This window comes from Lacrimispora sp. BS-2 (assembly GCF_040207125.1).
Lineage (GTDB): Bacteria > Bacillota > Clostridia > Lachnospirales > Lachnospiraceae > Lacrimispora.
Genome location: NZ_CP157940.1, coordinates 1,365,682 through 1,389,770 on the forward strand (window position 1 = coordinate 1,365,682; position 24,089 = coordinate 1,389,770).

Below are 24,089 nucleotides of genomic sequence, written 5' to 3' on the forward strand. Positions count from 1 at the left end.
GGAGAGGGTATAACCATGGCTTTACTGGAAATCAAGAATCTTGGAATTTCCTTTGGCGGACTGCGCGCCGTAGATAATTTCAGCATTACCATAGAAAAAGGACAGCTTTACGGTCTTATCGGCCCTAATGGAGCAGGTAAAACTACCATCTTTAATCTTTTGACCGGTGTATATAAACCCAATACAGGCACTATTTTGCTGGACGGAGAGAACATGACCGGGAAAAAAACAGTGGATATTAACAGGGCCGGAATCGCCAGGACCTTTCAGAATATCCGTCTGTTTAAGGATTTAACTGTTCTTGATAATGTTAAGACCGGTCTTCATAACAGTTATTCCTATTCAACCGTCGCGGGGATTCTTCGTCTGCCAAAGTATTTTAAGGTGGAAAAGGAGATGGACGAACAGGCCATAGAGCTTTTGAAAGTATTTGGCCTTGATGAAGAAAAGGATGTCCTTGCGTCCAATCTTCCATACGGAAAGCAGAGGAAACTGGAGATTGCCCGTGCTCTTGCCACTGGTCCCAAGCTTTTGCTTCTGGACGAACCGGCAGCCGGTATGAATCCCAACGAAACTACAGAGCTTATGGATACCATACGCTTTGTACGGGATAATTTTGATATGACCATTCTGTTAATTGAACACGATATGAAGCTTGTTTCCGGGATCTGTGAAAAACTGACCGTACTGAATTTCGGTCAGGTGCTTACCCAGGGAAAAACAGCGGATGTGCTCAATGATCCGGAAGTTATCAAGGCATATCTGGGAGAATAAGGAGGCTTAAGGCATGGCATTACTTGAAGTAAAAGATCTGGAAGTATATTATGGCGTCATCAAGGCGCTTAAGAGTATTTCCTTTGAAGTAAACGAGGGTGAGATCGTGGCCCTGATCGGCGCTAACGGCGCTGGAAAAACCACGACCCTTCATACCATAACCGGCCTTTTAAAGGCGGCTTCCGGAACAATTCAGTTTGACGGCCGCGATATCACAAGAATTCGGGGCGATAAAATTGTGAGCATGGGTATGGCTCATGTACCGGAAGGGCGGCGGGTTTTCGCAGCTTTAAGCGTTTATGAAAATTTAAAGCTGGGCGCTTATACAAGGCGGGATAAAAACGAGATAGAAGAAACCCTGCAGATGATCTATAAACGTTTCCCAAGGCTTCAGGAGAGAAAGAACCAGCCTGCGGGAACCTTAAGCGGCGGAGAGCAGCAGATGTTAGCTATGGGGCGGGCACTGATGAGCCATCCAAAGGTGATCGTACTGGATGAGCCGTCTATGGGGCTTTCTCCCATATATGTAAACGAGATTTTTGATATCATCCAGGAGATCAATAAATCAGGAACCACGGTTTTGCTGGTTGAGCAGAATGCCAAAAAAGCTTTGTCCATTGCAAACCGCGCTTATGTTCTGGAAACAGGGGCTATTGTTTTAAGCGGCGATGCCCACGAACTGATGAATAATGATTCGGTAAAGAAAGCATATCTAAGCGAATGATCATACGGATTTTTTTGTGCCAGATTTAAGAATCCCCATAATCTCATGTATAAAATATGCATGAAATTATGGGGATTTCCCCTTTTTATCTGTTTTACGATTCATGATCCGGCATTGCGGCAGGCTTTTGTCCTGGGATTACCTGGCGGCAGAACATATAACCGGATTTGACGATGGAAAACTCAGGGAAGCTGCGTGAAAATAAAAGGGAATAATCCTTTCTCCCATGCATATAGTATAACAGCACAGAAGGGGGAATCTTTATGGACAATTATAACGTATACAATGATATCAAAGCCCGAACCAACGGAGAAATTTACATTGGAGTTGTGGGGCCGGTAAGAACAGGAAAGTCGACTTTTATTAAGCGTTTTATGGAATTAATGGTTCTGCCGGGCATGGAGGATGAACACCAGAAAACTCAGACAAGGGACGAACTGCCCCAGAGTGCGGCAGGAAAAACCATCATGACCACGGAACCCAAATTCATCCCCAAAGAAGCTGCCATCATCCGTCTGGGAGATGAAATTGAAACAAAAGTCCGCTTGATCGACTGTGTAGGCTTTATGGTAGACGGTGCTGCCGGCCACATTGAAAATGATGAAGAGCGGCTTGTGAAGACGCCCTGGTTTGATTATGAGATACCTTTTACAAAAGCGGCGGAAATCGGAACCAGAAAGGTCATCAATGATCATTCTACCATTGGCGTAGTCATCACCACAGACGGTTCTATCGGTGAACTGAAGCGTCCTAATTACATAGCTGCAGAAGAGCGCACCGTACAGGAATTAAAAGCTCTTGGGAAACCCTTTATTATCCTGCTTAATTCCGCAAAACCATATTCAGACGAAACGACGGCCCTTTCAAAGGATATGAGCCAGAAATATGGGGTAACGGTCATGCCCATTAACTGTGAACAGTTAAAAAAGGATGACGTAAACAACATCCTTGAACGGGTATTAAAGGAATTCCCTGTGACGGAAATGGATTTTTTCATTCCAAAATGGCTTGAGATCCTCCCTGCCACCCATTGGTTAAAAGCCCAGGTCATCCAGGCTGCAAAGGATATGGTGAAAAAGGTATCCCATATGAAGGACGTATCCTCAGACTTATTTGACGGTTCTGCGGAAAGTGTCCGGTCCATTAAGATCCAGAACATGAATATGGCTGACGGCAGCGTTTCTGTTGCCATGGATGTAGATGACAGTTATTACTATCAGATTTTAAGCGATTACGTAGGGCTTCCGATTGAGGGAGAATACCAGTTGATGCAGACCTTAAGCGAGCTTGCAAAAATGAAGTCGGAATACGAAAAAGTCAACCAGGCCATGAGCCAGGTTCGTTTCAAAGGTTATGGAATCGTGACCCCGGAACGGTCCGAGATTATACTGGATGAACCGGAAGTCATCAAACACGGAAATAAATACGGAGTAAAAATGCGGGCAGAAGCACCTTCCATCAATTTAATCAAGGCTCATATCCAGACGGAGATCGCCCCTATTGTCGGAAGCGAACAGCAGGCAGAAGATTTAATCGCCTACATCAAAGAAAATGCAAGAGAAAGCGAAGAGGGAATATGGAACACCAATATCTTTGGAAAATCCATTGAACAGATCGTGGAAGACGGCATTCAGCAAAAGGTTTCCCAGCTTACGGAAGACTGTCAAATAAAACTTCAGGACACCCTCCAAAAAATAATTAATGATAGTAATGGCGGTATGATTTGCATTATTATCTAAATTAATGGTATAATACAAAAAACAGGTACAAAAGGAGGGCTTATATGAAATTAATGTTCATCGGCGCAGCCCGCGAGGTAACCGGGAGCTGTCATTATCTGGAAGCTGCCGGTTTTAAAATCCTTGTGGACTGCGGTATGGAGCAGGGGATTGATAAATTTGTAAATGTGGATCTGCCGGTCAGTTACGCAGAGATTGATTATGTTCTTTTGACCCATGCCCATATCGATCACGCAGGGATGCTTCCTTTCATCTATGCCAGAGGCTTCCGGGGACAGGTGATCTCCACTGTGGCAACTGCTGACCTTTGCGGCATTATGCTGAAGGACAGCGCCCATATACAGGAGTCCGAAACAGAATGGAAGAACAGAAAAGCCAGGCGGGCAGGGTTTCCGGAAGAGGAACCTCTGTACGGAGTCAATGACGCCATAGGGGTAATGGAGCTGTTTCATTCCTACAATTACAATGAAAAGGTGGAACTGGAGGATGGCTTTACAATACGCTTTATCGATGTAGGCCATCTTCTTGGTTCCGCTTCTATTGAAATCTGGATTACAGAAGGCGGAACCTCCAGAAAAATCGTATTCTCCGGTGATATCGGCAACAAGAACAAGCCCTTAATCCGCGATCCTCACTACATAAAAGAGGCAGATTATGTGGTTATGGAATGTACCTACGGAGACCGGCTTCACGGTGTGATACCGGACCATGTTTCCGTTCTTGCAGGCATTGTCCAGAAGACCCTGGACAGAAAAGGAAACGTGGTGATACCCGCTTTTGCAGTAGGAAGGACCCAGGAACTCCTTTATATGTTCCGCCGTATCAAGGCGGAAAAGCTGGTCACCGGACACGACGGATTTGAGGTTTATGTCGACAGTCCTCTTGCAGTGGAAGCGACCCAGATTTTTAAAAATAATCTGGTTGACTGCTATGATGAGGAAACAAAGGAACTGGTAATGAAAGGCATCAATCCCATATCCTTTCCAGGCCTAAAGCTGTCAGTTACCAGCGAAGAATCCAAGAACATTAATTTTAATTCAAAACCAAAAGTGATCATATCAGCGGCAGGCATGTGTGATGCAGGCCGTATCCGCCATCACTTAAAGCATAATTTATGGAGGCCGGAATGCACCATAGTTTTCACCGGATACCAGTCCATAGGAACCTTGGGGAGAAGCCTGATCGAAGGGTGCAGTGAGGTTAGGCTATTTGGCGAAACCATTCAGGTGGAAGCCCATATAGAACAGATGGATGGGATGAGTTCCCACGCAGATATGGAAGGATTGATTGCCTGGTTGAACGCATTTGAAGAAAAACCACGACAAGTATTTCTGGTACACGGTGATGATCTGGTCTGCAGCTCCTTTGAACAGCTCCTTGAGAAGGATTACGGATACAGGGTAAATGCCCCTCACTCCGGTTCTGTTTATGATCTTTCCCTGGGAAGATGGCTGAATGAAACAGAGGGTATTGCAGTAGTCAAATCACCGGAAATCTCAAAAAAACCAGCGGGAGTTTATGGAAGGCTTTTTGCTGCAGGCGAAAGGCTTTTGCAGGTTATCCGTCATAACGAAGGCGGAGCCAATAAAGATCTTGCCAAATTTGCGGATCAGATTAATTCTTTATGTGATAAATGGGATAGATAAGGAGAACAACAGAAAGTGACGAGAGTACAATTATTTACCGACGGAGCTGCCAGAGGAAACCCCGACGGGCCGGGAGGCTATGGTGCGGTTTTACAGTTTATGGATTCCAAAGGGCAGCTCCACGAAAAAACCATGGCAGCCGGATATGTAAAGACTACCAATAACCGTATGGAACTGATGGCGGCCATTGCAGGTCTGGAGGCACTTACCAGGCCCTGCCAGGTGGAACTATACTCTGATTCCAAATACGTAACAGATGCATTTAATCAGCATTGGATTGACAACTGGATAAAAAACAACTGGAAGAGAGGCAAAAGCGGCCCTGTAAAGAACATTGATCTATGGGAAAGGCTGTTAAAAGCCATGGAACCTCATCAGGTGACTTTTAACTGGGTAAAGGGACATGCCGGCCACCCCCAGAACGAACGGTGCGACATGCTGGCCACAAGCGCTGCAGATGGAGACGATCTGCTGGTGGACGAAGGGATATGACATGGCAGCCATTGGAAAATGCCAAAAACTTACATATCTCTTACAATGTCTTACTAATTGCGGATTCCTATTTTCTTTCTTTTTTATTTGTGATATGTTAATTCCATCAAAGCAGGTTAGGATGATATTTCATGAATAAAAATAGAGGAATTTGGATTGTGATCGGAAGCATTTTGGTCATTGGTATCCTCATAACCCTTGCCACATCCAGTTTTGTGAAAAGCAAGGAAAACGTTTCGGATCCCATGGGAATTACCGGGCTTTCAAACTCCGAAGTTCCTGAAGCTTATGCGGACGCAAAAGGCTATGGCGGAACGCCGGAATTGTTTTCAGCGGATGCGCCGGCTCCTAAAGAAGCACCGGCTTCAGCAGAGGAACCAAAGCAGAGGAAAGCCGGGCCGGTTGCTGCCCCAAAGACCGAAACCGTCCCGGACAATAGTGCGCAGCCGGCAGAAGCCGGACTTCGGATGAAAATTGCTATAGTTTCCGATGAGGCGGAGCCGGCTCCCCAGGCAGCGGAAAGCTCTAACGAGGCTTCCATTGAGGAAACCGTGATCTCTCCCATCAGTCCGGATTCGAAAAGCAGGCCGGTTAACTCTGCCGGTTCTTCAGAAGGAGCAGCCTATTATCAAAAGCATTTGTTTGATCTGGATGCCCAGATCAAAAAGATGCGGCAGGAGTCGGGAGATTCCAATACTTATTCCATGAAGGCTCTGGCAGATAAAGAACTAAAGCTGTGGAACAGGGAACTGAATGCAATTTATGCTGCGATTTTAGAGGAACTGAACGACGAAGATATAAAGTCCCTTGAGACTTCTCAGCAGGCATGGATCAAAAGCAGGGATGCCAAGGCAGAGGAAGCCGCAAAAAAATACAGCGGCGGAAGCTTGGAAGAGGTTGAATACACCGCCTCCCTGGCAGAATCCACGAGGGCAAGGGCCTATGATCTGGTAGAAGAATATATGGATGTTCTCTCTTTAAAGGAGGAACAGTAAAAAGTACGGTATTTGCCGTACTTTTTTATTTCTGCAAGCAAAGAGAGACAAGCCAGAAATTACTCCGTTTTGGCAGCCCAATGAAAAAAATCCGTTGCAACATCTTGATAAATGAAATTCCATATGATAGGATAGTAAAATGAGTGATACTATATGAATTTTCGGGAGGAAAAAATATGATGGCAATATTTGCAAGTTTACTGGAGACCGCAATCAAATTCCTGTTTTTCTTGTTTCTTGCATGGGGCGGAATCATGTGCGGCAAGAAATACAGAGATCATAAGGATGCCGTGAACAGCGGAGATGCGACGAAAGAGACAAAATAGCAAACGGAGGACAGTAACGTGAAGAACTACGGTGTGAATGAACTAAGGAGAATGTTCCTTGAATTTTTTGAAAGCAAGGGACATCTGGCGATGAAAAGCTTCTCCCTGGTTCCGCATAATGATAACAGCTTGTTGTTGATCAACTCGGGTATGGCTCCCCTTAAGCCATATTTTACAGGCCAGGAAATCCCACCAAGAAAAAGGGTTACTACCTGTCAGAAGTGTATCCGGACAGGAGATATTGAGAACGTTGGCAAGACAGCCCGCCACGGCACATTCTTTGAGATGCTGGGAAACTTTTCCTTTGGGGACTATTTTAAGGATGAGGCGATTCACTGGTCATGGGAATTTTTGACCCAGGTTGTCGGACTTGACCCGGACAGGCTGTATCCCTCCATATATCTGGAAGATGATGAAGCCTTCGAAATCTGGAATAAGAAAATCGGTATTGCTCCGGAACGTATTTTCCGTTTTGGTAAGGAGGATAATTTCTGGGAGCACGGCGCAGGCCCCTGCGGCCCCTGTTCTGAGATTTACTATGACAGGGGAGAAAAGTATGGCTGCGGCAAGCCGGATTGTACCGTTGGCTGCGAATGCGACCGCTATATGGAAGTGTGGAATAATGTATTCACACAGTTTGAGAATGACGGCCATGGAAACTATGAGGAATTAAAGCAAAAGAACATTGATACCGGTATGGGACTTGAACGTCTGGCCGTAGTTGTTCAGGATGTGGATTCCATTTTTGATGTAGATACCATAAAAGCCCTTTTAAACCGTGTAGCTGAACTGGCCCGGACAGAATACAAGAAGGATTGCGATGTGGATGTATCCCTTCGTCTGATCACGGACCACATCCGTTCCTGTACCTTTATGATATCCGACGGCATCATGCCATCCAACGAAGGAAGAGGCTACGTTCTCCGCCGCCTCTTAAGAAGAGCTGCCCGTCATGGAAGACTTCTGGGCATCGGAGAAAAGTTTCTTGCAGACTTATCCACCACTGTGATCGATTTATCAAAGGATGGGTATCCGGAGCTGGAAGAAAAGAAGGCCATGATTTTAAAAGTTCTGACTCAGGAAGAGGACAAGTTCAATAAGACCATTGACCAGGGCCTTGCCATTCTTGGGGAGCTGGAAGAGGAGATGGTGAAAAAGAGTGAGACCATCCTTTCCGGTGAAGATGCTTTCAAATTATATGATACCTACGGATTCCCCCTGGATCTGACTCTGGAGATTCTGGAAGAAAAGAATTTCGGAGTAGACGAAGAAGGCTTTAAAGCTGCCATGCAGAAACAGCGGGAAACTGCCAGAAATGCCAGAAAGACAACCAATTACATGGGTGCTGACGTCACCGTTTATCAATCCATTGATCCTGCTATTACAACAGAGTTCATCGGCTATGATAAACTGGTTTGTGACTCCAAAATCCTTGTTCTCACCACAGAAACAGACTTGGCAGAGGCACTTACCGACGGAGAAACCGGAACCATTGTGACGGAACAGACCGTATTTTACGGTACCATGGGCGGCCAGCAGGGCGATGTGGGCAGGATCGTAAGTGATATGGGTGAATTTAAGGTGGAAGATACCATCCATTTACAGGGTGGAAAAGTGGGCCATGTGGGCAGGATGATAAAGGGAATGCTGCAGACCGGAGATGTGGTCACCTTAAAGGTTTGTGAGAACAACCGTCAGAATACGGGTAAGAACCACAGTGCGACCCATCTTCTCCAGAAGGCCTTAAGAGCGGTTCTGGGCGAACATGTAGAGCAGGCCGGTTCCTTTGTTGACGGAGACAGGCTGCGTTTCGACTTTACCCATTTCTCAGCTATGACGCCTGAGGAAATCGAGCAGGTGGAAATTCTTGTAAATGAGAAAATCAAGGAATCTCTTCCTGTAAAAACGGAAATCATGTCTTTAGAGGAAGCCAAGAAATCCGGTGCAATGGCACTGTTTGGGGAAAAATACGGAGATTCGGTCCGCGTAGTAAAAATGGGAGACTTTTCCACGGAGCTTTGCGGCGGTACCCATATTAATAATACAGGAGTCATCGGCTCCTTTAAGATCCTGTCAGAAACGGGTATCGCAGCCGGAGTCCGGAGAATCGAAGCCCTGACCGGAGACGGTCTGATGAATTATTATCAGGAAACAGAAAAAGAGCTTCATGAAGCGGCAAAGGCTGCCAAGACAACTCCTTTAGCCCTGACAGCAAAGATTGAGTCCCTTTTAGAAGAAATAAAAGCTCTGCATTCTGAAAATGAGAAGTTAAAGAGCAGGCTTGCAAAGGACTCTCTTGGAAATGTAATGGATCAGGTGAAGGAAGTAAAGGGAGTAAAGGTTCTTGCCACAAAGGTAGTTGATGTGGATATGAACGGACTCCGTAATCTGGGCGACCAGATGAAAGATAAATTAGGCGATGGGGTCATTGTAATCGCCTCTGTTCAGGATGGCAAAGTAAATCTGATGGCTACTGTAACGGATGAAGCGCAGAAAAAGGGAGCTCATGCGGGCAACTTAATCAAAGCCATTGCTTCCTTAGTCGGCGGCGGCGGCGGCGGACGTCCGAATATGGCTCAGGCAGGCGGAAAGAATCCGGCAGGAGTGGATGCGTGCCTTGAAAAAGTCATGGAAGTTGTTGCAGAACAGCTGAAATAATAAGTAAACAATTAAGAAAAATATAAAATTTTTCTTGACGAATGGCAAAATTATGCTATAATCATATCAGTGCTATAAAATACCCAAACAGTTGTATTATGCACAAGTACACAACTGGAGGGAGGTTAGGTGTGAGCTATGTCAAATGTTATCGTTAAAGACAACGAGACCTTAGATAGTGCTTTACGCAGATTCAAAAGAAACTGTGCAAAAGCAGGTATCCAACAGGAAATTCGTAAGAGAGAACATTACGAAAAACCAAGCGTAAGACGTAAGAAAAAGTCTGAAGCTGCAAGAAAACGTAAATATAACTAATAGTTAAAAGATGAGCCCCTGGTCCTATTTCCGTGTGACCAGGGGTTTTTTCGACCTTTTAAAGCCATAAAGAAGTTATAAAAACAAGTTCTTCACGCCAAATTAAGTATGGCATGCGGCAGCACTGTAACGAATTTCCCGCTTCCTGTTTGCATATAGTATAAAGGGGCCGAAAACCCCAACGCAAGTTCATTGCTTGCAGAAATAAAAAGAAAGGGGCAGAAAAGGGATTATGTTTGAGGAATCAAAGGAAAAAGCAGCTTCCGCCTTAAAACTCCCCAAGGACGTGGTTCTGGGAGAGGTGCTTGTATCTTTTCTTGGTCGTCATAGCGTTGTGATAGAAAATTACCGAAGCATTATCCTGTACACTGACTCTTCCATCAAACTTCAGGCAAAAAACTGTCGTGTGATCATCGGAGGAAGCAGACTGATGATTGAATATTACACCAATGAGGAGATGAAGATCAACGGTTATATAAAATCCCTGGAATTTGAATAAAAAGGGAAACTGGAGGTGTTGTAAAATGCTTGCATGGCTGAAGCATTACTTATTCGGTTATCTTTCCATAGAAATGACCGGTTTTTCTCCGGAACGTTTTCTTAATATGTGCAGTGTTCATGAAATTGAATTATGGAAAGTCGTAAATTACGGACATTCCTATCAGCTTTTTATGACTGTACAAGGGTTCCGCAAGGTAAAGCCCCTTGTCCGTAAATCGAAGGTCAGACTTAGGATTTTAAAAAAGTTTGGACTTCCTTTTTTTTTACACCAGAACAAAAAAAGAAAATTATATGCTGCCGGGTTTGTAAGCTTTTTTTTGATCCTATATTCCCTTTCCCTGTTTATCTGGGATATTGAATTCGACGGGAACCAGATGTATACATACGACACACTTTTAAAATTCTGTGAATCGGAAGAAATCCGGTATGGCATGAAAAAATCAAAAATTGACTGCGATGTCCTGGAAGAAGCCTTTCGTTCAAAGTTTCCTGAAATAACCTGGGTATCGGCAAGGGTATCAGGAACACGTCTTTTGGTTAAGATAAAAGAGAATGAAGTGCTGTCTGAGATTCCTGTAAAGGATAATACACCCTGTGATATCATAGCGGAAAAAGACGGTGTGATCACCTCCATGATCGTTCGAAGCGGTGTTCCAATGGTGGCTATAGGCGATACCATAGAACAGGGCCAGACGCTGGTCAGCGGCACCCTTCCCATCATTGGGGACAGCGAAGAAGTGATAAATACCCACTATGTGCGCTCCGATGCGGATATAACGGCCAGAACGGAATATCATTTTACCAGGCAGATTCCCCTTTTCCGGAAAATCGATGTAGAAACAGGAAAAGTCAGGAAGGGATATTATATGAAGGCATTCCGCTTTTCCTTTCTGCTTATCCGGCCCCGGCCGGAGGGAACCTCCTGGAAACGGACCATGGAAGAAGAGCAGCTTCATTTATTCCAGAATTTTTATCTTCCCATTTACATTGGAAAAATAACTGGGAAAGAGTATATATCCTACGAGCGGCCCTATACGGAAGAAGAGAAAAAACAGCTGTCCGAGGATATAAACGAGAGGTACAAAAAAAATTTAATAGAAAAAGGGGTACAAATTCTGGAAAATCATGTTAAAATACTAGATAATGAATCTTTATGCCAGATTGCCATAGATTTCGTGGCAGAGGAGCCTGTAGGCAGGCAGGAGGCGTTTGAGATACAAAGAACAGAGGAACCGGAGGAGACAATTCATTCAAATGAGCGTAATTGAGACAATCATAGACATTCCAGCTGAACACGAAAAAAATGTATGCGGACAGTTTGACAGCTATCTAAAGAAAATAGAACGTACCCTGCATGTTACCATGATTGGACGGGATGGCGCCCTTAAGATCATAGGATCGGAACAGATGGTGCAGAAAGCAAAGAGTGTATTTAATAACCTGATTGAGCTTTCCAAGCGGGGGAATGCCATTACAGAGCAAAATGTAGATTATGCCCTCTCTCTGTCATTTTCTGAAAGCGACAGTCAGATCTTGGAAATCGATAAGGACATTATCTGCAGAACCATTGCGGGAAAACCGGTAAAACCCAAGACCCTTGGGCAAAAGCAGTATGTGGACCAGATCAGGAAGAAGATGATCGTATTCGGCATCGGACCTGCAGGAACCGGAAAAACCTATCTTGCCATGGCAATGGCCATCCAGGCTTTTAAAAACGGAGAAGTGAGCCGGATCATCCTGACCAGGCCCGCCATTGAGGCAGGAGAGAAGCTGGGCTTTCTTCCGGGAGATCTGCAAAGTAAAATTGATCCTTACTTAAGGCCCTTATATGATGCACTCTATCAGATCATGGGAGCGGAGAGCTATCTTCATAATGCGGAAAAAGGCTTAATTGAGGTGGCTCCCCTGGCTTACATGAGAGGCCGTACCTTGGACAATGCCTATATTATTCTTGATGAAGCACAGAATACCACTCCGGCCCAGATGAAGATGTTCCTGACAAGAATCGGCTTTGGATCAAAGGTGATTGTTACCGGCGACTTAACACAAAAGGATCTGCCTTCCGGAAGTATATCAGGGCTTGACACGGCCATGAAAATATTAAAGAGAATTGACGACATCGGCTTCTGCCACTTAACCAGCAGCGACGTGGTTCGTCATCCTCTTGTGCAGAAGATTGTACAGGCTTACGACGATTATGAGTCAAAGAAAAAGCCGGTTGAGCGAAAGACAAAAGCCAGTGGCGGAAGAAAGGCACGTTATGACGATTAATGTTGAATATGAGGCCGAAAAAAAACTGGACCTCCCATATGAAGATATTATTACAAAGGTAGTAGAAGAATCACTGGATTATGAAGGCTGCCCTTATGAGGCAGAGGTGAATATCCTCATTACCGGCAATGAAGATATCCGCCAGATCAATAAGGAATTCCGGAATATAGACAACCCTACGGATGTTCTTTCCTTTCCCATGATCGAATACGAGAAACCTTCGGATTTTGAACGTCTGGAAGAGACGGCAGATGACTGCTTTCATCCGGAAACAGGAGAACTTTTGCTGGGGGATATTGTGATATCCGTAGATAAGGTAGAAGAACAGGCGGAAAAATACGGCCATTCCAGGACAAGGGAGCTTGCTTTTTTAGTTGCCCACAGCATGCTTCATCTATGCGGCTATGATCACATGGAAGAGGAAGAGCGGGAGATCATGGAAAAGAAGCAGGAGGAAATCTTAAGCCGGGGAGGATTTACAAGATGATGAAAAAGGTATGGTTTGGATTCGCCGGCGTCCTTCTGTCTGCCGCCTTTTTATCCGGCTGCAGTAGAAAATATGAAAAGGTATGGATTCCGGATCAAACTCTGGAAACCGACCAGGCTACGGAAACAAAAGAGATCAAAATCAGCAGCAGTGAGTCAGCAGACGATGGAACAGTGGCGAATTCCGGTGAGTACTATACCTTTGAAGAACGTACCGAAAAAGATGGAATGATACGCAGCTATCTTACGGGGGAGATGGTGAATTCTGCCATCGGGAACCGGAGGCCGGTGGCAGTGATGATGAGCAATGACAAAGAAGCTCTTCCCCAATATGGAATCAACCGTGCCGGAGTAGTTTATGAGGCGCCGGCAGAAGGGGGAATGAACCGTTACATGGCTATTCTGGAAAATTATGATGATCTGGACCGGATAGGCTCTGTCAGAAGCTGCCGCACCTATTATACATATTTTGCCCGTGAATTTGATGCCATTTACGCCCATTACGGACAGAGCACCTTTGCAAGGCCTTATCTTGCCAATGTGGATAACATCAACGGGCTGGATGGCATCGGCACGGTGGCATATTTTCGTTCCAAAGACCGAAAATCCCCCCACAACGCATATACCAGCGGGGAGCGGTTGAGTAAATCTATCCTTCAGCTGGGATATTCAGAAAGCTACGCCCCAGCCTACCGGGGCCACTACCGCTTTGCAAAAGATGGCCGTAAGGTGACCCTTGAAGGAGTAAATGGAGTCAGCGATGCCTATAAGGTCTATCCAGGCTATGTTCTCAATAAGCCGTGGTTTGAATACCATGAGGAGGACGGGCTTTATTACCGGTACCAGTATGGGGCTCCCCACAAGGGAAATGAAGGCCAGATCAAGGTTAAGAATATCATTCTTCAGTACTGTCCTTCCGCCCATTATGCAACGACAGATTATTTAAACATCAACGTACAGGATGACTCTTATGGCTGTTACGTGACGGAAGGACGTTCCATCCCCATAAAATGGGCCAAGGATGGAGAATTCGGCCCAACACATTATTACGACATGGAGAATAACGAGATTATCCTGAACCAGGGAAAAACCTGGGTATGCATTATTTCCGCACAGGATTCTCCCAATGTAAAGTTAAATGGAAAAGAATAAGACAAGCAGAAAACAGGCAAAAAGGGGATCCTCTAATTTCCTGATCCAGGGAGCCATCCTTGCGGTGGCAGGTATTATCGTCCGGGTCATTGGAATGTTTTACCGCATCCCTTTGGCGGATATTTTAGGGAATGAAGGAAATGGCTATTATAGCTCTGCCTATTCCATTTATTCCCTCCTTTTGATTGTATCATCTTACAGCCTGCCTACGGCAGTATCCAAGATGATTGCCACCAGGCTGGCGAGAAAAGAGTACTGCAATTCCATAAGGGTATTAAAGGTTTCCCTGTTTTACGGTACAGTTGTAGGAGGGCTGGGGGCTGCTGTGCTTTGGTTTGGAGCGGACCTGTTTGCCAGCCGTTTTTTAAAGATGCCTTACACCTTCTATGCCTTAAAGACACTGGCCCCCACCATTTGGGTGATTGCCTATCTCGGCGTATTCCGGGGCTATTTCCAGGGTATTGGGACCATGCTTCCAACAGCCATATCCCAGGTGCTTGAACAGATCGTCAATGCAATCATCAGCGTATACGCGGCTTCCAGGCTGTTCCAGGCAGGGCTTCGGTCCAATCTGGTTCATGGATCAACGGAATACTCCTTTGCCTTTGGAGCGGCCGGAGGAACCATTGGAACGGGAGCAGGGGCTGTGGCTGCCCTGCTGTTTCTCCTGTTTATTTTATTCAGCTACAAGCCAATCATGAGAAAACAGGCGAGAAGGGACCGGACAAGACGGCGGGAGTCCTATGGAGAGCTTTCCGGCGTTCTTTTCATGACAGTCTTTCCTATTGTATTAAGCAGCGTGGCCTATAACATCAGCACAGTGATAGATAACAGCATCTATGGAAACGGCATGGCAGCCATGGGCATGGGCGCATCGGAGATTGCTTCCAACTGGGGCGTAATCGGGAAATACCAGCTTCTTTTTAACATTCCGGTGGCAATTGCCAATTCCCTGTCCTCCGCCCTCATCCCCTCCCTGTCAAGGGCGATGGCGGAAGGTCAGAAAGGACAGTTAAAAAGCAAAGTTTCTATGGTGATCCGTTTTTCCATGCTCATAGCCATACCGGCCACGGTCGGCCTTACTGTACTGGCAGGGCCTATCTGCAATATGCTATTTAGCCGGAATGACAATTCGGCCCTTATTAAGATGGTGATGTACGGATCTGTGGCCGTGGTGTTTTTCTCCCTTTCCACAGTAACTAACGGAGTATTGCAGGGTATCAACCGGATGCAGACCCCCTTAAAGAATGCTATCATTTCTTTAATACTCCATGTCATCATCCTGTGTGTCATGCTTTTTGGATTCCGGTTGGGAATCTACAGCGTGGTATACTCCAATATCCTGTTTGCTTTTACGATGTGTATTTTAAACGGGGCCGCAATCGGTCGGTTTTTAAATTACAGGCAGGAATATAAAAAGACCTTTATCCTTCCCCTTCTGGCATCAGGAGTCATGGGAGCGGCTGCGTACGGCACCTATTTCCTGGTGCATCTGACCTTAAAGCGCAATGTATTTGGTGTTCTTGCCGCCATAGCTGTTGCTGTGGTAGTTTATGGAATTATTCTTTTAAAACTGCGCTGCGTGGATGAATCGGAGCTTTTAAATGTTCCGGGAGGGAAAAAGCTGGTGGGCATTGCAAGAAAATTCCATCTTATGTGATTAAAACCAGGGAAGAAGGCAGATACTATACTTACATGAAGGAGGTATCATCTCATGAAGAAGTATATGTTCTGCTTTCTTTTGTTCGTAGCGGCATCCGCCATTTGCTTAGGAATTGGGTTTGCCATTACAAAGGACAGCGTAAGGCCTGAGGAGGCCCTGCCGGGGGCAACCATAGAAACAGAAACTGTGACGGAAGCGCAGATTGTAATAAACCAGGAAGAGGTTGAACCCGTAAATGCAAAGGGCAAAGAAAAATATTATCTTGTCTCAGAGGACGGATATCTTCTCGTCCTCTATCAGGATAAAACCACCATCTGCCTTTATACCCATATGCCGGTCACTGATTTCCCCGAGGAAGAACGGGGGAAATTAATGGAGGGCATATGGTTTTCTTCCATGATCGAGGTATTTAATTACCTGGAATCCTATACAAGCTAAAGAAGCACTTGAAATGAAGGGGCAAACTGGATACAATAGGTCTGTCTGAGGATACAGGAGGATTTTATGAAACAACAGGTAATCATCGTAGGGGCAGGAGCTTCCGGTCTGGCAGCAGCCATCCAGGCAGCCAGGCAGGGCGCTTCTGTTACCGTTTTAGAACATACAGCCAGACCGGGAAAAAAACTTCTTTCCACTGGAAACGGAAAATGCAATTTAACTAATTTAATAACCCCTGATGGAGCTTACCGGGGAAGCCAGCCGGAATTTATAAAAAAGGTGCTGGATCGCATTACGGTAGAACAGACTCTGGAGTTTTTCCGGGACCTTGGCCTTGTACTTTCAGACCGGAACGGATATGTCTATCCAAACACCGGACAGGCCGCCTCTGTACTGGAGGCCCTTCTTTTTGAACTGGACCATCTGGGCGTTTCCATTGTTACCGACTGTCAGGTAGAGGAGATAAGGAAGGATCTGTCCTTAATGACTTCCATGGGGAAGAAAAAAGCGGATGCCATCATTTTAGCAGCAGGTTCCATGGCGGCTCCAAAAACAGGTTCCGATGGAAGCGGTTATCAGCTTGCAAGGGCATTGGGGCACCGCATCCTTAAGCCGCTGCCTGCTCTGGTTCAGCTTAGATGCAGGGAAAAATGGTACAAACAGGCTGCCGGTGTCAGGACAGAAGCCACCGTGACTCTTAAAATAGACGGAAAAACGGCAAAAGCCGACCTCGGGGAGCTTCAGTTCACGGATTATGGAATCTCCGGCATTCCGGTTTTCCAGGTCAGCCGTTTCGCTGCCAGAGAGCTGGATGCAGGCCGTAATGTAACAGCAGAGCTGGATCTATTCCCTTCCATGGATTTTGAAAGTACCAGGCAGCTTCTTTCGGAAAGAGTAAAACGCTTCGGCTACCGGCCGGCAGAAGAATTCTTAAACGGCGTATTAAACCATAAGCTGGCCCGGATTCTTTTAAAGGAAGCCGGGATTCCAAATGAAGGCATTGTTAAAAATATCACGGCTGCCCAGATAAAAAAACTGGCCTCCGTATTAAAGGGGCTGAAAACAGAAATCCTTGCCGCCAATTCCTTTGATCAGGCTCAGGTGTGCAGCGGAGGAATTGATACCAGGGATGTAGATCCAAATACCATGGAGTCAAAGCTTATTAAAGGGCTTTACCTGACCGGAGAAATTCTTGACGTGGACGGTATCTGCGGAGGCTATAACCTGCAGTGGGCATGGTCCTGCGGCATACTGGCAGGTATTTATGCAGGAAGGAAACGCCCAGAAAGCACGGGCAGGAATGAGGAAAACGAGGAAAACAATGATAAGAATTAATCAGTTAAAGATGCCGGTGGATCATACAGAAGAGGCCTTATGGGCAAAGGCAGCGAAGACATTAAAAATACCGGTAAAGGAAATCCGTTCCCTGCAAATAATTAAACAATCGATTGATGCCAGAAAAAAAGAGGAAATCCATTTTACTTACTGCATCGATGTGGAGACCGCAAAAGAAGAGTCTGTGATACATAAAGCCAGAAACGGAAACCTTGGATTATCAGAGAAAAAAGAATATTTCTTTCCAAAGCCGGGAACTGAAAAGATGGCCGGCCGGCCGGTGATCATCGGCGCCGGACCTGCCGGGCTTTTTTGCGGGCTTATGCTGGCTAGACACGGATACCGTCCCCTTCTTCTGGAGCGGGGAGATGCCGTGGAAAAGCGCAGGGAGGCCGTGGATTCATTCTGGAACGGCGGAATATTAAGGCCGGATTGCAATGTGCAGTTTGGAGAGGGCGGAGCAGGTACCTTTTCCGATGGAAAGCTGAATACCCTTCTTAAGGATCCCCTTATGAGGAACAGGAAGGTGTTGGAGCTTTTTGTGGAATTTGGAGCCGATCCCTCTATTCTCTATGTAAATAAGCCTCATATCGGCACCGATGTTTTAAGCGGCATTGTCAAGGGGATGAGGGATGAGATCATAAGCCTTGGAGGAGAGGTCCGCTTTAACAGCCGCGTGACCGATTTTACCGTAAAAGGCGGCAGGGTGCAGGGAGTGATGGTCGATGAAAAAGAAGAAATCCCGGCAGAAATTCTTGTGCTGGCCATCGGCCACAGCGCCAGGGACACCTTTGAAACCCTTAACAAAAGAGGGATTCCAATGGAAGCAAAGGCTTTTGCGGTGGGCTTAAGAATCCAGCATCCACAGGAAAGCATAAACCGTTCTCAGTATGGTACCGGAAACCATCCCATCCTGGGCCCGGCTGATTATAAGCTGACCCATCAGTGCACAAACGGAAGAGGAGTTTATACTTTCTGTATGTGTCCCGGAGGATATGTTGTCAATGCCTCCTCCGAAGAAAAAAGGCTTGCAGTAAACGGAATGAGCTATCACAAGAGAGATGGCGTAAATGCAAACAGCGCCCTGATCGTTACCGTGACACCGGAGGATTTTGGCGGCACGGCTCCTCTTGCCGGAATCGCTTATCAAAGACGGCTGGAGGAAGCTGCCTTCTTAAGCGGCAGCGGGAAAATGCCGGTCCAGCTTTATGGGGATTTTAAAAAGAATCAGCCGTCAAAGGCATTTGGCGATGTAGAGCCGGCCTTTAAGGGCTTATATGGTTTTGCCAATATAAGAGAATTTCTTCCTGAATACTTATCAGAATCCCTGATCCAGGGAGTGGAAGCCTTTGACCGCCGGATTCACGGATTTTCCAGACCGGATGCCATCTTTGCGGGCGTGGAAAGCAGAACCTCTTCACCGGTGCGCATTCCCAGAGGCGAAGCCTTTGAATGCAGCATAAAAGGAATCTATCCCTGCGGAGAAGGTGCCGGATACGCAGGAGGGATCACCTCTGCGGCAATGGATGGCTTAAAAGTGGCAGAAGCCATTGCCTCCAGATTTGAAAGGTTTTCTTTATAAATTGACGAAACAGCAAAAATGATGTAAGATATGAAACAAAAAGATTTCCAGAAAGCAGATGATAATGAAGATGAACGACAGGTCACGAGAAGAACTAAAGGATAAAAAAAGGATTGTAATAAAAATCGGTTCCTCATCCTTAACTCATGCATATACCGGGGATTTGAATCTGATGAAAATTGAAAAACTGGTCCGGGTAATCAGCGATTTAAAGGGACAGGGAAAACAGGTAGTCTTAGTTTCCTCCGGTGCGATCGCTGCAGGGCGTCAGGCTCTGGGGCACCATACCAGACCTGTTACCATATCGGAAAAGCAGGCATTCGCTGCCGTAGGCCAGGCCAGGCTTATGATGGTGTACCAGAAGCTTTTTGCAGAATATAATCAAATAGCTGCACAGGTTCTTTTGACCAAAAATACTATGGTTAATGACAGCAGCCGTTATAATGCACAGAATACCTTTGATGAGCTTTTAAAGCTTGGGACCATCCCAATTGTCAATGAAAACGATACCGTATCCACCTCCGAAATCCCTCTGGTGGATAATTTCGGTGATAATGACCGTCTTTCCGCCATTGTTGCCGCATTGATCGGAGCAGACTTATTAATCTTATTATCGGATATTGACGGCCTGTATTCCGATGATCCCAGACAAAACCCAAAAGCAGAATTTATCGGTTTGGTAAAGGAAATCACACCAAAGCTTATGGAAATGGGAAAATCCACCTCAGGAAGCGATGTAGGTACCGGAGGCATGGCTGCAAAGCTTGCTGCCGCACGTATTGCTACGGACGGCGGTTCCGATATGGTCATTGCCAACGGAGACCAGGTGGAGGTTATCGAACAGATCGTATTGGGCGAAGAAAAAGGAACCCTGTTCCTGGCCCATCCAAACCATGATTTTGACTTAATGGACTATATCAATCACGAGTATTAAGGAGAACCCTATGAATCAGGATAAGATCGACAGGATCAATACACTTTATCATAAATCAAAAGCAACAGGATTATCACCAGAAGAGCAGGCGGAGCAGGCCGCTTTGCGGAAGGAGTATATCGAATCCATCCGCAACAGTTTACGGGGAAATCTAAACAACATTTCCATTCAGGAAAAAGACGGTACCGTAACAGATTTGGGTAAAAAATATGGAAAAGTCGGAGAAGAATGATATCAGGCTGATTATAAAGGAACAGCGAAAGACCTTGGAGACAGCCACTGAGAACGCATGGAACCATGCTATCTGTGAGAAGCTTTTGAACCTTGATGATATCCATAGGGCTTTTTGTGTTTACTGCTATGCATCCTTTCACCGGGAGGCAGGTACCTGGAAATTCATGGAGGCATTATTAAGGCAGGGGAAATGCGTGGCTGTACCAAAGGTCGTCGGAAAGGAACTGGAGTTTTATTCCATATCCGGGAAAGCAGATTTAGAGGAAGGCATCATGGGTATTATGGAACCAAAGCCATCCTGCTTAAAAATCCATGACCCGGAAGCCCCTGTGATTGTTCCGGGACTTGCTTTTGACAAATCGGGAAACCGGCTGGGATACGGCGGCGGATATTATGACCGGCTTTTTGAAAAGGAACCAGACCATCCCCGCATTGCAATAGCCTACGGATTTCAGATATTTGACCACATTCCAACGGAACCTCATGACAAGCGTGTGGACCGGATTATCACTCCTTAAGGAAATAAGATTGGAGGACTCATTTATGACCATTATTGAGATCGGAAAAAAAGCAAAAGAAACAGCCGGAATTATCGGGATACTGGGTTCCGCAAAAAAGAATGAAGGCTTAAAGGCAGCGGCAGCAGCCCTGCTGGAAGGCGAAGCAGAAATCCTTGCAGCAAACCAGGAGGATGTTATAAAAGCAGTGGCCTCCGGAATGAGCGCCGGGCTGATTGACCGCCTGGAACTGACTCCCGGGAGAATCGAAGCCATGGCTGAAGGACTTTTGTCCGTGGCTGCGTTAGATGACCCGGTGGGAGAAGTGCTTTCCATGAAGGTCCGTCCCAATGGCCTTACCATTGGCCAGAAGCGGGTTCCTCTGGGCGTTGTAGGTATTATATACGAAGCCAGGCCCAATGTGACCGCCGATGCCTTCGGTCTTTGCTTCAAATCAGGAAATGCTGTAATCTTAAAGGGTGGAAGTGATGCACTGGAATCCAATATTGCTATTGTAAAATGGCTCCGAATCGGCCTTGGGAATGCGGGCCTGCCGGAGGATGCCATACAGCTCATCACTGATACTGACCGGGAAGTGACAAAGGAATTCATGCGTCTCAGGGAATATGTGGATGTATTGATCCCAAGAGGAGGCGCAGGATTAATAAAAACCGTTGTGGATAACAGCACCATTCCGGTCATTGAAACCGGAACTGGAAACTGCCACATTTTTGTAGACGAATCCGCTGACTTTGATATGGCCTTAAATATCATATTCAACGCAAAGACCCAGAGGATCGGGGTGTGCAACGCCTGCGAATCCCTGGTCATTCACAGAGCAATTGCCCCTCAGTTCCTCCCCTTATTAAAAGAGCGTCTTTCTCGGAAATCTGTTGAAATTCGGGCGGATGAGGAAGCCTGTACCATGGCAGAGGGATTTGTCCCTGCCGCCGGGGAAGATTGGGGCCGTGAATACCTGGACTATATTTTGTCCTTAAAGATTGTTGGTTCTGTGGAGGAAGCTATTTCCCACATTAACCGTTATAACACCAAGCATTCCGAATCTATTATTACATCAGATTATAACAATGCCCAGAAGTTTTTAAATGAAATCGATGCGGCAGCTGTTTATGTCAACGCATCCACCCGATTTACTGACGGATATGAATTCGGCTTTGGCGCTGAGATCGGAATCAGCACCCAGAAGCTTCATGCAAGAGGCCCCATGGGGCTTAAGGAACTGACGACCACCAAATATATCATATATGGTGATGGCCAGGTACGTCCATAGTTTTGCAAAAGGACGGAGGGATATTGTTTGACAATTTTATATATTTATGATAGACTACGGGCATATAAAACGAAATGAGGTGAAAGGATGATTTAATAATTCTTGCTTAAGTAACTGCATGATAAGAAGGAAAGGACATTGTCTTTTTTTGTCATGCCTGTTTTTGCAAGAATATTATTTCATTCTCATACCCTTTTTATGTCATAATAAGACATGGATAAAGCAGAAATTTTGCCCATTGGGCTTGTTTTGATGCGAACGGCTGTGAGAAAAAGGATTCTTGCAGTCGTTTTTTTGTGGGGAAATTTAATTTCCTGCCTGAATGGAGGAATATCTATGTCATTAATACAGGTCACTGATTTGTCATTCACCTATGAAGGAAGCCCAAACCCAGTCTTTAAGCACGCTTCCTTTCAAATTGATACAGATTGGAAGCTGGGCTTTACAGGAAGAAACGGAAGAGGAAAGACTACATTTTTAAATCTTCTGATGAACCGGTATCAATACACGGGAACCATTGTTTCCAATGTCCTGTTTGATTACTTCCCATTTCCTGTACCGGATGAGGAGCTGAACACTTTGGAAATTCTGGACTCTCTCCTTGGGGATTATGCATTTTGGGAGCTAAAAAAAGAATTATCCAGGCTGAAAGTTTCCGAGGATGCGCTATACCGCCCGTTTTACACGCTTTCAAACGGGGAGAGGACCAAGATTCTATTAGCAGCCCTGTTCTTAAAGGAAGGCCATTTTCTGCTGATCGATGAGCCGACCAATCATCTGGACCGGGAGGCCAGAGAACTGGTAAGCCAGTATTTAAACAGCAAAAAGGGATTTATCCTGGTATCCCATGACCGGAAATTCCTTGATGCATCCGTGGACCATATCTTGTCCATAAACAAAACCAACATTGAGGTGCAAAAGGGTAATTTCTCCTCCTGGTACGAGAATAAGCAGATGCAGGATCAGTACGAACGGTCCGAAAATGAACGTTTGAAAAAGGACATCAGGCATCTGGAGGCTGCTGCAAGACAATCCGGGGAATGGGCGGATCAAGTGGAATCGACAAAAATCGGAAAAAAATCCATGATACACGAAAAATCCATTGATACGCGGGCCTATGTCGGCGAAAAATCCAGGCGGATGCAAATGCGGAGAAAGAATCTGGAACGCAGGCAGGACCGTGTCATTGATGATAAAAAAGGCCTGCTTAAAAACATTGAAGATGTGGAAGATCTTAAGCTTTATCCTTTAAAATACCGCACCTCAAGGATTCTCACCTTGAAAAATGTGGTTCCATACTATGGGATGCCTGTCTGTGAGCCGGTCAGCTTCACCCTGGAACAGGGACAGCGCATATCCTTGCAGGGGAAAAACGGCTGCGGAAAATCCAGCATACTAAAGCTGATCCTGGGCGAAAACGTTACAGGTGAAAGTATCTCCTATGAGGGGGATAAGGAAACAGCCAGCGGCCTTAAAATTTCCTATGTATCCCAGGATACTTCATTTTTAAAAGGGAGCCTGACAGAATACTCCCGGGAAAGCGGTATCGAAGATTCCTTGTTTAAAGCGCTTCTGCGCAAGCTGGACTTTTCCAGAGAACAATTGGAAAAACCCATGGAATCCTATAGCGAAGGACAGAAGAAAAAAGTTCTTATCGCCCGCAGTCTCTGTGAGCAGGCCCATCTGTATATATGGGATGAACCTCTTAACTTCATTGACGTATATTCCAGGATTCAGATCGAAGATCTGATCCTTAAATTCCAGCCTACCATGCTGCTTGTGGAGCATGACGATGCATTTACCGGGAAAGTGGCAAGTGAAGTGGTGGAGATCCATGATCATAGGGAATAAAAGCTGTTTTATCCGGTATATTATCATGATTCCTTTGAATGGTTTAAAGGGGTAATTGAAACAAACAGAGAAAATTTCACCTGATTTTTCATAAAAGGGGCGTTGTAAATAGGAACGTAATCATCTATGTACAGCGGCTCTTTTCCATTGGAAATAATAGACTCAAAAGGCAGTTTTGGTTCAGG

Annotated in this window: 23 protein-coding genes; all 23 read left to right on the forward strand. The window is 45.7% G+C overall.

Annotation, left to right across the window (positions count from 1 at the left end; all coding sequences use genetic code 11):
- Window positions 1-15 precede the first annotated feature (15 nt).
- The 23 genes from ABFV83_RS06500 to abc-f all read left to right on the forward strand — a co-directional run bounded on the left by ABFV83_RS06500 (window position 16) and on the right by abc-f (window position 23,904).
- Window positions 16-774, forward strand: coding sequence for an ABC transporter ATP-binding protein (locus tag ABFV83_RS06500; RefSeq protein ID WP_349948101.1), 759 nt, complete (start codon window positions 16-18; stop codon window positions 772-774).
- 13 nt (window positions 775-787) lie between these two features.
- Window positions 788-1,498, forward strand: a complete 711-nt coding sequence (locus ABFV83_RS06505; protein WP_349948102.1) for an ABC transporter ATP-binding protein — start codon at window positions 788-790, stop codon at window positions 1,496-1,498.
- Between the two features lie 263 nt (window positions 1,499-1,761).
- Window positions 1,762-3,237 carry a stage IV sporulation protein A gene (gene spoIVA, locus ABFV83_RS06510; RefSeq protein ID WP_349948103.1) on the forward strand — a complete coding sequence of 492 codons (1,476 nt, stop codon included), beginning with the start codon at window positions 1,762-1,764 and terminating at the stop codon, window positions 3,235-3,237.
- A 44-nt stretch (window positions 3,238-3,281) separates the two neighbouring features.
- The gene (locus ABFV83_RS06515; RefSeq protein ID WP_349948104.1) at window positions 3,282-4,883 is read left to right on the forward strand and encodes an MBL fold metallo-hydrolase; all 1,602 of its coding nucleotides are present in this window, start codon (window positions 3,282-3,284) and stop codon (window positions 4,881-4,883) included.
- A gap of 15 nt (window positions 4,884-4,898) precedes the next feature.
- The gene (gene rnhA, locus ABFV83_RS06520; RefSeq protein ID WP_349948105.1) at window positions 4,899-5,375 is read left to right on the forward strand and encodes a ribonuclease HI; all 477 of its coding nucleotides are present in this window, start codon (window positions 4,899-4,901) and stop codon (window positions 5,373-5,375) included.
- 131 nt (window positions 5,376-5,506) lie between these two features.
- Window positions 5,507-6,370, forward strand: a complete 864-nt coding sequence (locus ABFV83_RS06525; protein WP_349948106.1) for a lysozyme inhibitor LprI family protein — start codon at window positions 5,507-5,509, stop codon at window positions 6,368-6,370.
- A gap of 176 nt (window positions 6,371-6,546) precedes the next feature.
- On the forward strand, window positions 6,547-6,696 hold the full coding sequence (locus ABFV83_RS06530) for a hypothetical protein (RefSeq protein WP_349948107.1): 150 nt from the start codon (window positions 6,547-6,549) through the stop codon (window positions 6,694-6,696).
- Between the two features lie 51 nt (window positions 6,697-6,747).
- A complete protein-coding gene (gene alaS / locus ABFV83_RS06535; RefSeq protein ID WP_349948879.1) occupies window positions 6,748-9,354 on the forward strand; it encodes an alanine--tRNA ligase in 2,607 nt (868 codons plus the stop codon).
- A gap of 138 nt (window positions 9,355-9,492) precedes the next feature.
- The gene (gene rpsU / locus ABFV83_RS06540; protein ID WP_008975787.1) at window positions 9,493-9,669 is read left to right on the forward strand and encodes a 30S ribosomal protein S21; all 177 of its coding nucleotides are present in this window, start codon (window positions 9,493-9,495) and stop codon (window positions 9,667-9,669) included.
- A 232-nt stretch (window positions 9,670-9,901) separates the two neighbouring features.
- Window positions 9,902-10,168 carry a YabP/YqfC family sporulation protein gene (locus ABFV83_RS06545; protein WP_312443551.1) on the forward strand — a complete coding sequence of 89 codons (267 nt, stop codon included), beginning with the start codon at window positions 9,902-9,904 and terminating at the stop codon, window positions 10,166-10,168.
- 25 nt (window positions 10,169-10,193) lie between these two features.
- The gene (gene yqfD, locus ABFV83_RS06550) at window positions 10,194-11,438 is read left to right on the forward strand and encodes a sporulation protein YqfD (RefSeq protein WP_349948108.1); all 1,245 of its coding nucleotides are present in this window, start codon (window positions 10,194-10,196) and stop codon (window positions 11,436-11,438) included.
- Complete coding sequence (locus tag ABFV83_RS06555) at window positions 11,425-12,441, forward strand: PhoH family protein (RefSeq protein ID WP_349948109.1); 1,017 nt, start codon at window positions 11,425-11,427, stop codon at window positions 12,439-12,441. Before yqfD ends, ABFV83_RS06555 begins: the two co-directional genes overlap by 14 nt.
- Window positions 12,431-12,928, forward strand: coding sequence for an rRNA maturation RNase YbeY (gene ybeY / locus ABFV83_RS06560; protein WP_349948110.1), 498 nt, complete (start codon window positions 12,431-12,433; stop codon window positions 12,926-12,928). Before ABFV83_RS06555 ends, ybeY begins: the two co-directional genes overlap by 11 nt.
- The gene (locus tag ABFV83_RS06565; protein ID WP_349948111.1) at window positions 12,925-14,079 is read left to right on the forward strand and encodes a DUF3048 domain-containing protein; all 1,155 of its coding nucleotides are present in this window, start codon (window positions 12,925-12,927) and stop codon (window positions 14,077-14,079) included. The genes ybeY and ABFV83_RS06565 overlap by 4 nt, the downstream gene beginning before the upstream one ends.
- Window positions 14,066-15,739: a polysaccharide biosynthesis protein gene (locus ABFV83_RS06570; RefSeq protein WP_349948112.1), complete on the forward strand. Its 1,674-nt coding sequence runs from the start codon at window positions 14,066-14,068 to the stop codon at window positions 15,737-15,739. Before ABFV83_RS06565 ends, ABFV83_RS06570 begins: the two co-directional genes overlap by 14 nt.
- 54 nt (window positions 15,740-15,793) lie before the next feature.
- The gene (locus ABFV83_RS06575) at window positions 15,794-16,180 is read left to right on the forward strand and encodes a hypothetical protein (protein WP_349948113.1); all 387 of its coding nucleotides are present in this window, start codon (window positions 15,794-15,796) and stop codon (window positions 16,178-16,180) included.
- Window positions 16,181-16,246: 66 nt separating this feature from the next.
- Window positions 16,247-17,515, forward strand: coding sequence for an NAD(P)/FAD-dependent oxidoreductase (locus ABFV83_RS06580; RefSeq protein WP_349948114.1), 1,269 nt, complete (start codon window positions 16,247-16,249; stop codon window positions 17,513-17,515).
- Entirely contained in the window at window positions 17,502-19,097 is a 1,596-nt protein-coding gene (locus ABFV83_RS06585) for an FAD-dependent protein (protein ID WP_349948115.1), read from the forward strand. The genes ABFV83_RS06580 and ABFV83_RS06585 overlap by 14 nt, the downstream gene beginning before the upstream one ends.
- A gap of 70 nt (window positions 19,098-19,167) precedes the next feature.
- Window positions 19,168-20,031 (forward strand): glutamate 5-kinase, encoded by an 864-nt coding sequence (gene proB / locus ABFV83_RS06590; protein WP_349948880.1) that lies wholly within the window; start codon window positions 19,168-19,170, stop codon window positions 20,029-20,031.
- A gap of 10 nt (window positions 20,032-20,041) precedes the next feature.
- Entirely contained in the window at window positions 20,042-20,263 is a 222-nt protein-coding gene (locus ABFV83_RS06595; protein WP_349948116.1) for a DUF896 domain-containing protein, read from the forward strand.
- Complete coding sequence (locus ABFV83_RS06600; protein ID WP_349948117.1) at window positions 20,241-20,783, forward strand: 5-formyltetrahydrofolate cyclo-ligase; 543 nt, start codon at window positions 20,241-20,243, stop codon at window positions 20,781-20,783. Before ABFV83_RS06595 ends, ABFV83_RS06600 begins: the two co-directional genes overlap by 23 nt.
- A 25-nt stretch (window positions 20,784-20,808) precedes the next feature.
- Window positions 20,809-22,053, forward strand: coding sequence for a glutamate-5-semialdehyde dehydrogenase (locus ABFV83_RS06605; RefSeq protein ID WP_349948118.1), 1,245 nt, complete (start codon window positions 20,809-20,811; stop codon window positions 22,051-22,053).
- A gap of 336 nt (window positions 22,054-22,389) precedes the next feature.
- The gene (gene abc-f, locus ABFV83_RS06610; protein ID WP_349948119.1) at window positions 22,390-23,904 is read left to right on the forward strand and encodes a ribosomal protection-like ABC-F family protein; all 1,515 of its coding nucleotides are present in this window, start codon (window positions 22,390-22,392) and stop codon (window positions 23,902-23,904) included.
- Window positions 23,905-24,089: the final 185 nt, after the last annotated feature.

Excerpts from the sequence above, each read along its gene's own strand:
- ABFV83_RS06500 (WP_349948101.1), top strand. The coding sequence starts at position 16 with ATGGCTTTACTGGAAATCAAGAATCTTGGAATTTCCTTTGGCGGACTG.
- ABFV83_RS06505 (WP_349948102.1), top strand. The coding sequence starts at position 788 with ATGGCATTACTTGAAGTAAAAGATCTGGAAGTATATTATGGCGTCATC.
- spoIVA (WP_349948103.1), top strand. The coding sequence starts at position 1,762 with ATGGACAATTATAACGTATACAATGATATCAAAGCCCGAACCAACGGA.
- ABFV83_RS06515 (WP_349948104.1), top strand. The coding sequence starts at position 3,282 with ATGAAATTAATGTTCATCGGCGCAGCCCGCGAGGTAACCGGGAGCTGT.
- ABFV83_RS06525 (WP_349948106.1), top strand. The coding sequence starts at position 5,507 with ATGAATAAAAATAGAGGAATTTGGATTGTGATCGGAAGCATTTTGGTC.
- ABFV83_RS06530 (WP_349948107.1), top strand. The coding sequence starts at position 6,547 with ATGATGGCAATATTTGCAAGTTTACTGGAGACCGCAATCAAATTCCTG.
- alaS (WP_349948879.1), top strand. The coding sequence starts at position 6,748 with ATGTTCCTTGAATTTTTTGAAAGCAAGGGACATCTGGCGATGAAAAGC.
- rpsU (WP_008975787.1), top strand. The coding sequence starts at position 9,493 with ATGTCAAATGTTATCGTTAAAGACAACGAGACCTTAGATAGTGCTTTA.
- ABFV83_RS06545 (WP_312443551.1), top strand. The coding sequence starts at position 9,902 with ATGTTTGAGGAATCAAAGGAAAAAGCAGCTTCCGCCTTAAAACTCCCC.
- yqfD (WP_349948108.1), top strand. The coding sequence starts at position 10,194 with ATGCTTGCATGGCTGAAGCATTACTTATTCGGTTATCTTTCCATAGAA.
- ABFV83_RS06555 (WP_349948109.1), top strand. The coding sequence starts at position 11,425 with ATGAGCGTAATTGAGACAATCATAGACATTCCAGCTGAACACGAAAAA.
- ybeY (WP_349948110.1), top strand. The coding sequence starts at position 12,431 with ATGACGATTAATGTTGAATATGAGGCCGAAAAAAAACTGGACCTCCCA.
- ABFV83_RS06565 (WP_349948111.1), top strand. The coding sequence starts at position 12,925 with ATGATGAAAAAGGTATGGTTTGGATTCGCCGGCGTCCTTCTGTCTGCC.
- ABFV83_RS06570 (WP_349948112.1), top strand. The coding sequence starts at position 14,066 with ATGGAAAAGAATAAGACAAGCAGAAAACAGGCAAAAAGGGGATCCTCT.
- ABFV83_RS06575 (WP_349948113.1), top strand. The coding sequence starts at position 15,794 with ATGAAGAAGTATATGTTCTGCTTTCTTTTGTTCGTAGCGGCATCCGCC.
- ABFV83_RS06580 (WP_349948114.1), top strand. The coding sequence starts at position 16,247 with ATGAAACAACAGGTAATCATCGTAGGGGCAGGAGCTTCCGGTCTGGCA.
- ABFV83_RS06585 (WP_349948115.1), top strand. The coding sequence starts at position 17,502 with ATGATAAGAATTAATCAGTTAAAGATGCCGGTGGATCATACAGAAGAG.
- proB (WP_349948880.1), top strand. The coding sequence starts at position 19,168 with ATGAACGACAGGTCACGAGAAGAACTAAAGGATAAAAAAAGGATTGTA.
- ABFV83_RS06595 (WP_349948116.1), top strand. The coding sequence starts at position 20,042 with ATGAATCAGGATAAGATCGACAGGATCAATACACTTTATCATAAATCA.
- ABFV83_RS06600 (WP_349948117.1), top strand. The coding sequence starts at position 20,241 with ATGGAAAAGTCGGAGAAGAATGATATCAGGCTGATTATAAAGGAACAG.
- ABFV83_RS06605 (WP_349948118.1), top strand. The coding sequence starts at position 20,809 with ATGACCATTATTGAGATCGGAAAAAAAGCAAAAGAAACAGCCGGAATT.
- abc-f (WP_349948119.1), top strand. The coding sequence starts at position 22,390 with ATGTCATTAATACAGGTCACTGATTTGTCATTCACCTATGAAGGAAGC.